Origin of the sequence: Nonomuraea diastatica (assembly GCF_004349015.1) — a bacterium.
Lineage (GTDB): Bacteria > Actinomycetota > Actinomycetes > Streptosporangiales > Streptosporangiaceae > Nonomuraea > Nonomuraea diastatica.
This window is the reverse complement of sequence record NZ_SMKP01000008.1, coordinates 39,782-51,780: the sequence shown is the minus strand read 5'-3', so window position 1 is coordinate 51,780 and position 11,999 is coordinate 39,782. Positions and strand designations below refer to the sequence as shown.

Genomic DNA, 11,999 nt, shown 5'->3' with positions numbered 1-11,999 from the left:
GTCGTGACGGTAACAGGGGGGATGCGGATGCGCCAGTTCGCCGAGACGGGTGTGGTGGCGATCGACCTGGCCAACACCTGGGACGCATACCTCGACGATCCCGAGCGGCTGCCGGACGTGGCGGCGCTGCGTCGCTTCCGCGCTGAGCTGGGCGAGCCCGAAGAGGCGGGGGGAGACCTCGATGCGGTGAGAGCGGTGCGCGGCCGCCTGCGCGCCGTGCTGGCCTGCGACCCACCTGAGCGCACGCCCGCCCTGGCCCGGTGGGCGAGCGAGTTGCCGATCCGGGTGACGGTCGCCGACTCCGAGGGGACGCCGCGCGCGCGGCTCACCGCGCCCGACGGCGCTTCGGTGGCGGACCGGCTGGCCGTCCGTGCGGTGGCGGAGCTGCTCGACATCGCCGCCTCGGGCGGCTGGGAACGCCTGCGCCTGTGCGCCGCCCGGCCCTGCCAGGACGCCTTCGTCGACCGCAGCCGTCCGGGCCGCCGGCAGTTCTGCTCGACCCGATGCGCCAACCGCGCCCACGCCACCGCCTCGCGAGCCCGCCGCCGCTGAGCCGGCGGGAGTAGCCGGCGGGGCGGAGTCACCGGGAGGGCTCGTCGGCAGGTGGCGGGCTCATGCGCTTTGTCGAGGAATCTCCCTGGATTGGCGGTGAAGGTCAGGCCCGTGATGTTCTGATGCCCGGGGGAAGGCGCGTGAGGACACGGTTGGGCCGGTCGTTGCGGGTGCGGCTGGCGATGTTCGCCAGCATCGCGATGCTGCTGCTGATCATTGTCGTCAGCGCCTTCGTGCTGCACGGCATCCGCGACGAGCTCGTCGACATCCAGGCGCAGGAGATGTCGAGCAGGGCCGTGTCCGTGCTGCTCATGATCAAGAACAACCACCTGCCCCAGGTGCTGGAGACCGCCGGGCTCGACGGCGTCCAGGTCGTCGACCCGTCGGGGCGCCCGGCCACCTCGACGCTCAACCTGGTCGGGCTGCCCAGGCAGACGACGGCGATCCCCCGGGACGGCCAGGCCAACGCCGTCGCGGAGCTCTGCGGGCTGGGAGGGTTCCCCGGCGAGTGCAAGATCGTGGTCGCCGTGACCGCGTACCAGCCGGAGGGGGAGTGGATCATCTACGCCTTCGACCCGACGGTGCCCTGGTACGTCGGACCTCAGGTGATCCTTTCGCAGGTCGCCCTCGTGGCGGCGCTGGTCGCGCTGACCTGGTTCGTGGTGTGGCGCGCCACGACCAGGACGCTCGCCCCCGTCAGCGCCATCACGAAGCGGCTGGCCGAGCTGACCGCGTTCGGCGGCGGGATGCGCGTGCCCGTGCCGCAGAGCGACGACGAGATCGCGGCCCTGGCCGAGACCGCCAACCGCACGCTGGAGCGGCTGGAGACGGCGATGCGGGAGAAGGAGCTCGCGATGGAACGGCAGCGCAGGTTCGCCGCCGACGCCTCGCACGACCTGCGCAGCCCGATCACCGCCATGCGCGCCCAGATCGAGGACGCCCGGCTCCATCCCGAGGAGACCGACTGGATGGAGACGAGTGACGAGGTGCTCGCCAGCCTGGAGCGGCTGCAGGGGATCGTCTCCGACCTGCTCGTGCTGACCAGGCTGGACGCGGGCGCCCCGAGCCGCCGCGAGCCCGTGGACCTGGCCGAGTTGGTCGCCGCCGAGGCCGCGCGGCGGCGTTCGAAGCGGGTCGTCACCGACGCGCGGCGGGACGCGGTCGTCACGGGCGACCGGCTCCAACTGGCCCGCCTGCTGACGAACCTCATGGACAACGCCGACCGGCACGCCGAGAGCCAGATCACCGTGACGGTGCGGGAGGAGGAAGGGCAGGCCGTGCTGGAGGTCCTCGACGACGGCGAGGGCATCGTGCACGACCAGCGCGAGATCATCTTCGAACGGTTCGCCCGCCTGGACGCCGCGCGCAACCGCGACGCCGGTGGCAGCGGGCTCGGCCTGCCCATCGCCCGCGAGATCGCCACGGCCCACGGCGGCAGGCTGACGGTCGAGGACTCCGAGCGCGGCGCCCGGTTCGTCTTCCGGATGCCGCTCAGGGACGAGTGAACCCCGGGCCTACCCGTACGCGGCCGTGCTCTCCCGGACGATCAGGTCCGTGGCCAGCTCCACCCGCTTCGTCTCCGGCACGTCACCGTGGCCCATGGCCAGCACCGTACGGGTGGCCAGGGCCGCCATCTCCTGCAGCGGCTGCCGCACCGTCGTCAGCGGCGGCCAGGCCGACTTGGCCAGCGGCAGGTCGTCGAAGCCCACCACGCTCAGATCCTCGGGGACGCGCAGCCCGCGCTGCCTGGCCGCCTCGAAGACGCCGAACGCCATCAGATCGCTGCCCGCGAAGATGGCCGTGGGCGGCTCGTCGAGGTCGAGCAGGGCGTGGCCCTGGTCGTGGCCCGAGTCCACCAGGAACGTGCCGCGCCTGATCAGCTCGGGCACGACGGGCACCCCGGCGGTCTCCAGCGCCGCGCGGTAGCCGTCGATCCTGGCCTGGCTGCAGAGCATGTCGGACGGGCCGCTGATCATGCCGATCCTGCGGTGGCCCAGCTCCAGCAGGTGGCGGGTCGCGGCCAGGCCGCCGTTCCAGTTGGTGGCGCCCACCGAGACCACGCCGGGGGCGGGCTCGCCCTCGGGGTCGACCACCGCGAACGGCAGCGAACGTGCGCTGAGCTGGGCCTGGATGCCGGTCGACAGCCGCGAGGCGACGATCACCACACCGTCGGTCCTGCGCGCGGCCAGGCGTTCGAGCCAGTCGCGTCCCGGGCCGGCGTGCGTGTGCAGGACGGAGATGACCACACTGGCCCCCGCCTCGTGGGCGGCGCCCTCCGCGCCCCGCACGATCTCCATGGCCCACGGCGACTCGATCTCGGCGAACACCAGGTCGACCAGGCCGGCAGGGGTGTCGTCCTGGCTGATGCGCCGTTGGTAGCCGTGCTCCTGCAACAGCCGCTCGACCCGGTGGCGGGTCGCGGGAGCGACTTCCGGACGTCCGTTGATGACCTTCGAGACCGTCGGGATGGAGACTCCGGCCTCCTCCGCGATCAGTGCGATCGTCACCCGCCTCTTCGCTGACACCTTCGGGAGTGTATCCGAAAGTTTCGGTTTACCATCGCTCGGCCCCCAGGTGTTGACGCTTGACCTGGCGTCTACTTACGCTCCGGTGAAAGAAATTATCGGGGGTTATACGAAATTTTCGCACCTTTTGAGAAAGGGACCCCTATGCGACGCAGTGTGGTGCTGATCGCGGCCACAGTGTTGATAGCCGCGCTCATAGCCGGCTGCGGCGGCGGTGGAGAGCCCGCGTCACCCCAGGGTGAGGGCGGCTCGCCCGGCAAGGTCACGCTCGAGTGGTGGCACCTGTCGACCGCCGATCCGCTCAAGACGCTCTGGGATCAGCGCGCCAAGGAGTTCATGGCCAAGAACCCGAACGTCACCATCAAGGCCACCGTCCTGGAGAACGACGCCTACAAGGCCAAGCTCACCACGATCACGCAGTCGGGCAAGGCGCCCGACATCTTCGCCACGTGGGGCGGCGGCGTGCTCCAGCAGCAGATCGAGGCGGGACTGGTCAAGGACCTCTCGGGCGACATCGCCGACGTCCTGCCGACCTTCACGCCCGCCGCGCTGAGCGCGTACCAGTTCGACGGCAAGACGTACGGTCTGCCGACCGACATCGGGCTGGTGGGTTTCTGGTACAACAAGAAACTTTTCGAGAATGCGGGCATCAGCGAACCTCCCGCCACCTGGTCGGCGTTCCTCGAAGACGTCAGGAAGCTCAAGGCCGCGGGCATCACCCCGATCGCCCTGGCCGGCAAGGAGAAGTGGCCGGGCCACTACTACTGGGCCTACCTCGCGATGCGCATCGCCGGCCTCGACGCGCTCAAGCAGGCGGCCGCCGACCACGACTTCACCAAACCGGACTTCGTGGCCGCGGGGCAGCAGGTCAAGGCGCTGGCGGACCTGCAGCCGTTCCAGAAGGGCTTCCTGGGCGCCGGCTACGGCACTCCTGACGGCCAGGCGGCCACGATGGGCAACGGCAAGGCGGCCATGGAGCTGATGGGTCAGTGGGCGCCGGCCACGCAGGAGGACGCGGGCGAGGGCCTCGGCGACGACCTCGGCTTCTTCCCCTTCCCCGCGGTCGAGGGCGGCAAGGGCTCGATCGGCGACGCCTTCGGCGGCGGCGGAGGTCTGGCCGTGGGCGCCGACGCGCCCAAGGAGGCCGTCGACTTCGTCAAGTACATGACCGAGATGGAGAACCACGCGAAGGCCGTCGAGGCGGGCGGCGTGCTGCCGGTGCTCAAGGGCGAGGAGAGCGCGGTCAAGGACGCCAACCTCAAGCAGGTGGCGACCCTGCTCGCCGAGGCCGGCGGCTACCAGCTCTACCTCGACCAGGCCTACCCGCCGGCTGTCGGCCAGCAGGTCAACGACAGCGTGGCCGAGCTGATCGGCGGCACGAAGACACCGGAAGAGGTTTCCCAGGACATCACGGAAGTGGCCAAGAGCGAAGAATGACGACACTCACCAGAGGGCCGGAGGCGGTCAAGCTTCCGGCCCCCGCCCCTGCCGCCAGGCGGCGCGGACGCTGGGTGACCATCGCCCTGTTCCTGCTGCCGGCGCTCGTCCTGTTCCTCCTCCTCGTCGTGGCCCCCATGCTGGTGGCCGTCTACTCCAGCGCGTTCAAGTGGAACGGCTTCGGCGGGCTGCCGACCGACTTCATCGGCTTCGACAACTTCACCCGGTTGTTCAGCAGCGAGATCTTCGCCCAGGATCTGGGGCACCTGCTGGTGCTCGTCGTGTTGTCGATCTGCGTGCAACTGCCGTTCTCGCTGGCCCTCGCGATGCTGCTGAACCAGCGCATCCGCGGGCGGGCGCTCTACCGGGTCGTGTTCTTCGCGCCGTACGTGCTCTCCGAGGTCATCACCGGGGTGCTGTTCTCGCTGATCCTGGCGCCGGACGCCGGCATGGCCAACCAGCTGCTGTCGGTGTTCGGGATCGAGTCGGAGTGGCTGGCCGACCCCGACACGGTGATGCCGTCGCTCTTCCTGGTCATGACGTGGAAGTACTTCGGCTTCCACATGATGATCTATCTGGCGGGACGGCAGAACATCCCCAACGAGCTCATCGAGGCGGCGCAGATCGACGGCGCGACGGGCTGGAAGACGTTCAGGCACGTCACGCTGCCGCTGCTCGGCCCGACGATCCGGATCAGCATCTTCCTGTCCGTCATCTACACGATCCAGCTGTTCGACCTCGTGTGGATCCTCACCGGGGGCGGGCCGTCGCACTCCTCGGAGACGATGGCCGTCACGATGATGGAGTGGGGCTTCAAACGCACCCAGGTCGGCTACGCCAGCGCGATCAGCGTCGTGATGTTCATGCTCAGCCTCGTCTTCGCCCTCGTCTACCAGCGTTTCGTGATGCGCCGCGACCTTGAGGGCGCGTCCACTTCCATGGGAGGCCGCCGATGAACCACGGCAAGGCGACCCGTGCGCGCCGTACCACCCTGCCGCTCCACCTGGTCGCCTGGATCGTCGGCGCGTTCATCCTGATCCCCGTCGTCTACGCGGTGCTCGGCGGGTTCAAGCAGAACAGCGAGCTGTCCGCGAACCCCTTCGGCCTGCCCGAGACGTGGGCGACCGGCAACTACACCGAGGTGCTGGCCTCCGGCTCGTTCTGGCTGCAGTTGTGGAACAGCACGTTCATCGCCGTCGCCACGACCGTGGTGACGGTCGCGCTGTCGGCGCTGGCGGCGTTCGTCTTCGCCCGGTTCGCCTTCCGCGGCAGGGAGCTGTACTTCACGTTGTTCACGGCCGGGCTGATGTTCCCGTTCGCGGTGGCCATCCTGCCGATCTTCGTACTGCTGCGCACGCTCGGGCTGCTGGACAACCCGATGGGCGTGATCCTCACCCAGGCCGCCTTCGGCCTGCCGCTGACGATCATCATCCTGCGGGGCTTCTTCCGCAGCATCCCCGGCGAGCTCGAAGAGGCGGCCACCATCGACGGCTGCACCCCGTTCGGCTTCTTCTGGCGCATCCTGCTGCCGATGGCCAGGCCCGCCATCGCCACCGTCTCCGTCCTGGCCATCGTGGGCAGCTGGAACAACTTCATGCTGCCGCTCGTGGTCTTCAGCGAAGAGGCGAGCTGGACGTTGCCGCTGGGCATCCAGCAGTTCCAGGGCCAGTACGCCTCCGACACCGCCCGCATCCTCGCCTACCTCGTCCTGGCCATGGTGCCGGCACTGGGGTTCTACGCCATCGCAGAACGTCACCTCGTCGGTGGTCTCACCGCTGGTGCTACGAAAGGGTGAACATGCTTCACGTGTCCGGAACCCAGCTCGTCACGGACGACAACACACCGGTACGACTACGCGGGGTGGGTCTCGGGGGCTGGATGAACATGGAGAACTTCATCACGGGCTATCCGGCCAACGAGAGCTCGATGCGGCGGGCTGTGAGCTCGGTGCTGGGCGAGGAGCGGGCGGAGGTCTTCTTCGACCGGCTGCTCGCGTCGTTCTTCACCGAGCGGGACGCGGACCTGCTGGCCGGGCTGGGGATGAACTGCGTGCGCATCCCGGTCAACTACCGCCACTGGGAGTCCGACGACCGGCCCTTCGAGATCGACCCGCAGGGGTTCCGCCACCTCGACCGGGTGATCGGGCTGCTCGGCGAGCGCGGTGTCTACAGCGTCATCGACCTGCACGCCCTGCCCGGCTCCCAGAACCAGCACTGGCACTCCGACAACCCCACGCACGTGGCCGGATTCTGGCAACACCGCCACTTCCAGGACCGGGCGGTGCACCTGTGGGAGGTCATCGCCGACCACTACCGCGACCATCCCTGGGTGGCCGGCTACAACCCGGTCAACGAGCCGGGCGACCTCACCGGCAAGGTGATCGGACCCTTCTACGATCGGCTGGTCAAGGCCGTGCGCTCCGCGGACCCGCGGCACATCCTGTTCCTGGACGGCAACACGTACGCCACCGACTTCTCAATATTTCGGGAAATGTACGAAAACACGGTTTTCGTCCTGCACGACTACGCGCTCGCCGGCTTCGCCCACGGCGGGCCGTACCCCGGATACACCCGCGACGAGTGGTGCGACCGCGACGCGCTGGAACACACCTTCGCCAGACGTTCCCGCTTCCAGCGGGAGACCGGCACACCCCTGTGGGTGGGCGAGTTCGGCCCCGTCTACACCGGCGACCCCGGCGTGGACGCGCAGCGCTACCAGATCCTTCGCGACCAGCTGGAGATCTACGACGGCCACGGCGCGGGCTGGTCGTTGTGGACCTACAAGGACGTGGGACTGCAGGGCCTTGTGCACGCCGCGGGGCCGTACCTCGACAGGTTCGGCGACTTCATCGCCAAGAAGCAGCGGCTCGGGGCGGACCGCTGGGGCTCGACCATGGAGGAGTCGGCCGACGTCCTGGCGCCGCTGCACGCGTTGATCGAGACGGAGTTCCCCGGCTGGGAGCCCTATCCGTGGGGCGCCCGCTACCAGACCGACGACCTCCTCCGGCACATCCTCATGGCCCAGGCGCTGCTGCCGGAGTACGCCGAGCTCTTCCGCGGGCTCGACGACGGGGAGCTGACCGCCCTCGCCGACTCCTTTCTCCTCGACCGCTGCGTACGCCGCCAGCCCCTGCTCGACCTGCTCTCCGACAACCTCAGAGGCCGCTGACGATCCGTGACCTCATGCGCTCCGGGTCAGGCTGGGGGAGCTCATCCCCGGCCTGCCATCAGCCGTCCCCTTTCAGGCGGGCCCGACCCGGGGGGTCGATAGGGTCCTGTTCGTGACGACGGAGCTGGAGGACCTCGCCGTACGGCTGCGGGAGTTCGCGAAGGTCAGGGAGTGGGAACGGTTCCACACGCCGAAGAACCTGGCGATGGCGCTGGCGGGCGAGGTGGGGGAGCTGGTGGCGGAGTTCCAGTGGCTCACCGCCGAGGAGTCCAGGAGCCCCGGCGACGAGGCACTCGCGAGGATGCGCACAGAGCTCGGCGACGTGACCCTCTACCTGGTGCGCCTGGCGGACGTCCTGGGCGTCGACCTGGTGGAGGCGGCCAGGGCCAAGCTCGACGACAACGACCGCCGCTACGACCCCGACGTCTATCGCGGTTCGGCCAGGAAGGCACCACCGTCCCCTGGCACCACCTGAGAAGGGCTTCTTCTCGCGGTCACCCGGCCCCACATAAGGTGACGAACATGCGATTCGGGGTGCTGGGGCCGCTGGCCGTGTGGACGGACGTCGGCGAGACCGTCACGATTCCCGGCCTCAAAGTCCGGGCGCTCCTCGTGGACCTGCTCGTCCACGAGGGCCATCCGGTGTCCGTGGACCGGCTGGTCGACGACCTCTGGGGCGAGGAGGCGCCGGCCAACCCGGCGGGCGCGCTGCAGGTCCGCGTGTCCCAGCTGCGCAAGGCGCTGGAGGACGCCGAGCCCGGCGGCAAGAACCTGATCGTCTCCAGAGCCCCCGGCTACCTGCTGCGCACTGATGACAGGGCCGGCGACAGGACCGATGACAGGGCCGATGACAGCGCCGTGGACGCCGTCCGCTTCGCCGGCCTGCTGGCCCGGGCCGAGGCGGCGGGCAGCGCGCGGGCCAGGGCGCGGCTGCTGGGCGACGCGCTGGCGTTGTGGCGCGGGCCCGCGTACGCCGACTTCGCCGACGAGGAGTACACGAGGACGGCCGTGCTCCGGCTGGAGGAGCAGCGACTGTCGGCGCTGGAGCAGCACGCCGAGGCCCGGCTGGAGCTGGGCGAGCACGGGCTGCTCGTCGGCGAGCTCGGCGACCTGGTGGCCAGGCATCCGCTCAGGGAGCGGCTGAGGGCCGTACACATGCGGGCTCTCTACCGGGCCGGGCGGCAGAGCGAGGCGCTGGCCGGTTACGGCGAGCTGCGCGAGCGGCTTGCCGACGAGCTCGGCCTCGACCCCGGCCCCGAGCTGGTCGCGCTCCACCAGGCGATCCTCGGGCAGGATCCCGAGCTCAGCGTGCCCGCCGCGCGCCCCGTGACCAACCTGCCCACCCCCGTCGGCAAGCTGATCGGCAGGGAGCAGGCGCTGGCCGAGGTGTGCGCGCTCGCAGGCGACGAGCGGCTGGTGACGCTCACCGGCAGCGGCGGGGTCGGTAAGACCCGGCTGGCGCTGGAGGCCGCGAACCGGCTCATGGACGACTTCGCCGACGGCGCGTGGGTGGTCGCGCTCGACCAGGTGTCCCGCGGGCCGGCGTCCTCCCTGATGACCGAGGCCGTCATGGCGGCGCTGGACATCAGGGAGGACGCCGGCGGCGACCCCGCAGGGCAGCTGACCGCCGCGCTCAGGCCCCGGCGGATGTTGCTCGTCCTGGACAACTGCGAGCACGTGGTCGAGCAGGTCGCCGAGCTGACCGGGCAGCTCCTGCGGGCCTGCCCCGGCCTGCGCGTCCTGGCCACCAGCAGGGAGCCGCTGGCCGTGGCGGGCGAGGTGTTGTGGAGCGTGCCGCCGCTGGACGTGCCCGCCGGCGCGGACCTGGCGACCATGGCCTGCTCCGACGCCGTCAGGCTGTTCGTGTCCAGAGCCGCCGCCTCCGCTCGCGGCTTCAAGCTCGACGCGGGCAACGCGCAGGCCATCGCCCAGTTGTGCCGGCGGCTCGACGGCATCCCGCTGGCCCTCGAACTGGCCGCCACCCGGGTGCGGGCGCTCGGCGTGCACGGCGTGGTGGCCCGGCTCGACGACAGGTTCCGGCTGCTGGCCTCCGGGCAGCGCGGCGCCCCCGCCAGGCAGCAGACGCTCACCGCGGTGATCGACTGGAGCTGGGACCTGCTGTCCGACGACGAACGCCTCGTCCTGCGCCGCCTGGCCGTGCACGCCGACGGCTGCACCATGGAGTCCGCGGAGGCGGTCTGCGCCGAGAGCGGCCTCGACGTGCTCGACCTGCTGGCCCGCCTCGTCGACCGCTCGCTCGTCGTCGTCGCCGACGTTCCCACGGGCGTCCGATACCGGCTGCTGGAGTCGGTGTCCGAATACTGCGTGGCCCGGCTGTCCGACGCCGCCGAGCTCGACCGGACACACCTCGCGCACCTGCGCCACTACCTGGAGCTGGCCGAGCGGGCCGAGCCGGAGCTGTACGGGCCCGGGCAGCGCGACTGGCTGCTGCGCCTCGACGCCGAGGCGGCGAACATGCGGGCGGCGCTGGACACGGCGGTCGCGGCGCGGGAAGGCGATCGCGCGGCCCGGCTGGTCAACGCGCTGGCCTGGTACTGGTTCCTGCGCGGCAGGCTGGCCGAGGGCCGGCGGTCGCTCGCGGAGGCGCTGGCGATCGAAGCGCCGCCGTCCCCAGCCCGGGCCAGGGCCGCCGCCTGGCACGCCGGGTTCGCGCTCATGCTGGGCGAGCAGGTCGCATACGAGCCCGCACTTGCGGCGATCGACGACCCGGGCGCGAGGGCCAGGGCCGCGTTGTTCGTCGGCCTGCACATCAGGGACATGCCGACCGGGCAGGAGCTGACCAGCCGGGCGCTGGCCACGTTCCGGGCCCTCGGCGACAAGTGGGGCATCGCCGCCGCGCTGACCCGGCAGGCCCGAGACGCGTTCACCCAGCGCGACGTGGATGCGCTCGAGCGCACCGCGGGGGAGAGCGCGCGCCTGTTCACCGAGCTGGGCGACCGCTGGGGGCTGTTGCGGGCCACCGAGTGGCTGGCCTCCCAGGCCGAGATGGCCCACGACCCCGAGCGGGCGAACCGGCTGTTCGGCGAGGGCCTGCGGATGGCCGAGGACCTCGGCCTGTGGGCGGAGGCCGCCACGCAGACGGCGTGGCTGGGCTGGATCGCGTGCTCCAGCGGCGACTACGACAGCGCCGTCGAGATCTGCGAGCGCGCCATGAAACTGGCCATCGAGCAGGGTTACAAGGAGGGCGAGGCCATGGCCAGGATGGGTCTGGCCTTCGCCGCGCGCCGCGCCGGGCTCCTTGACCTGGCCGAGGAACACCTGCTCCGCCTGCTCGAAGGCGTGCCGCGCGACCCGGACATCGAACCCTCCCTGCACGTCCCCTCCACGCTGATCGAGCTGGGGCTGCTCACGGAGGTGCGCGGCGACCCGGCCACGGCCCTGGATCTGCAGCTGGAGGCGCTGGCCGCCGCCGCAAAGATCGGTGACCCCAGGACGATGGTGTGGGCCGTCGAGGGCGCGGCCTCCGCGATGGGGCCGCCCGGCAAGGCCGCCCTGCTGCTGGGGCTGGCGGCCGCGGCCAGGGAATACCACCAGACTCCCGCGGGGCCGTCGGAGCAGGTCGAGATCGACCGGGTCACGGCCAGGGCGCGCGAGGCGCTGGGGGAGGAGGGGTTCGCGGCGGCGTACGAGGAGGGTGCGGCGTACAAGCTGGACGACGTGCACGACCTGCTGCGAGACGAGGTGCGCGATCCGCGGTGAGACAGGGCGGACGGCCTGCGGTGAAGTGAGGTGCGCGACCGGCGTTGAGACAGGGCGGGTGGCCTGCGGTGGGGTGAGGTGTGTCGTTCCCGGGGTGGTGCGGTGCGCGGCGGTGCTCATTCGAGGTGGGCGGCGAGGCGGTGGAAGAACGCCATCCAGCTCGCCCTGGCCTGTTCGGCGTGGACCTGGTCGGTGTTGACGGCGTACTGGTGGAAACGCATCTCGGTCCGGCCCGCCAGGTCCGCGAGCTCGATCGTCACCACCGACGCGGGGCCGTCGCCCGGGCCGTCCGGGTCGCCGGTGGTGAACACCAGCCGCTCCGGCGGCTCGACCTCACGGTACGTGCCGTCGAGCGTCGCCTCGAACCCCTCATCGCCCACGAGCGTGGCCCGCCAGATCCCGCCCGGCCAGGCGTCCAGCGTGAGCCGGCCCACCGGCGTGGCGAGCGACGCGGGCCCGAACCAGCGGGAGAAGCGCTCGGGCTCGGTCCAGGCGGCCCACACCAGCTCGCGGGGGGCGTCGAAGACGAGCGTGAGGCCGTACTCGGCGGTCTGAGCCATCGTTGCTGCCCTTCCGTGCTGCCGGTCGCGACCGCTC

The 11,999-nt window shown here is 70.9% G+C and carries 10 protein-coding genes; 8 read left to right on the top strand and 2 right to left on the bottom strand.

Features of this window, described 5'->3' with window-relative positions; translation table 11 throughout:
- Nucleotides 1–3 precede the first annotated feature (3 nt).
- Both E1294_RS04300 and E1294_RS04295 read left to right on the top strand, forming a co-directional pair.
- A complete protein-coding gene (locus E1294_RS04300; protein WP_165977077.1) occupies nucleotides 4–552 on the top strand; it encodes a CGNR zinc finger domain-containing protein in 549 nt (182 codons plus the stop codon).
- A gap of 140 nt (nucleotides 553–692) precedes the next feature.
- The gene (locus tag E1294_RS04295; RefSeq protein WP_246082807.1) at nucleotides 693–2,057 is read left to right on the top strand and encodes a sensor histidine kinase; all 1,365 of its coding nucleotides are present in this window, start codon (nucleotides 693–695) and stop codon (nucleotides 2,055–2,057) included.
- A 9-nt stretch (nucleotides 2,058–2,066) separates the two neighbouring features.
- Here E1294_RS04295 and E1294_RS04290 read toward each other — a convergent pair whose 3' ends face one another.
- Complete coding sequence (locus tag E1294_RS04290; RefSeq protein WP_132504673.1) at nucleotides 2,067–3,077, bottom strand: LacI family DNA-binding transcriptional regulator; 1,011 nt, start codon at nucleotides 3,075–3,077, stop codon at nucleotides 2,067–2,069.
- 144 nt (nucleotides 3,078–3,221) lie between these two features.
- On the opposite strand from E1294_RS04290, the gene E1294_RS04285 reads away from it, so the two are divergent.
- The 6 genes from E1294_RS04285 (at nucleotide 3,222) to E1294_RS04260 (ending at nucleotide 11,402) form a co-directional block, all read left to right on the top strand.
- Nucleotides 3,222–4,514: an extracellular solute-binding protein gene (locus E1294_RS04285; protein WP_165977076.1), complete on the top strand. Its 1,293-nt coding sequence runs from the start codon at nucleotides 3,222–3,224 to the stop codon at nucleotides 4,512–4,514.
- Complete coding sequence (locus tag E1294_RS04280; RefSeq protein WP_132504671.1) at nucleotides 4,511–5,470, top strand: carbohydrate ABC transporter permease; 960 nt, start codon at nucleotides 4,511–4,513, stop codon at nucleotides 5,468–5,470. Before E1294_RS04285 ends, E1294_RS04280 begins: the two co-directional genes overlap by 4 nt.
- On the top strand, nucleotides 5,467–6,309 hold the full coding sequence (locus E1294_RS04275) for a carbohydrate ABC transporter permease (protein WP_132504669.1): 843 nt from the start codon (nucleotides 5,467–5,469) through the stop codon (nucleotides 6,307–6,309). Before E1294_RS04280 ends, E1294_RS04275 begins: the two co-directional genes overlap by 4 nt.
- A 2-nt stretch (nucleotides 6,310–6,311) precedes the next feature.
- Nucleotides 6,312–7,682: a glycoside hydrolase family 5 protein gene (locus E1294_RS04270; protein ID WP_132504667.1), complete on the top strand. Its 1,371-nt coding sequence runs from the start codon at nucleotides 6,312–6,314 to the stop codon at nucleotides 7,680–7,682.
- 112 nt (nucleotides 7,683–7,794) lie between these two features.
- Nucleotides 7,795–8,157, top strand: coding sequence for a nucleotide pyrophosphohydrolase (locus E1294_RS04265; RefSeq protein WP_132504665.1), 363 nt, complete (start codon nucleotides 7,795–7,797; stop codon nucleotides 8,155–8,157).
- A 47-nt stretch (nucleotides 8,158–8,204) separates the two neighbouring features.
- Nucleotides 8,205–11,402 carry an AfsR/SARP family transcriptional regulator gene (locus E1294_RS04260; RefSeq protein ID WP_132504663.1) on the top strand — a complete coding sequence of 1,066 codons (3,198 nt, stop codon included), beginning with the start codon at nucleotides 8,205–8,207 and terminating at the stop codon, nucleotides 11,400–11,402.
- 116 nt (nucleotides 11,403–11,518) lie between these two features.
- Here the strand turns inward: E1294_RS04260 and E1294_RS04255 are convergent, their stop codons facing one another.
- The gene (locus tag E1294_RS04255) at nucleotides 11,519–11,962 is read right to left on the bottom strand and encodes an SRPBCC family protein (protein WP_132504661.1); all 444 of its coding nucleotides are present in this window, start codon (nucleotides 11,960–11,962) and stop codon (nucleotides 11,519–11,521) included.
- Between the last annotated feature and the right edge of the window lie 37 nt (nucleotides 11,963–11,999).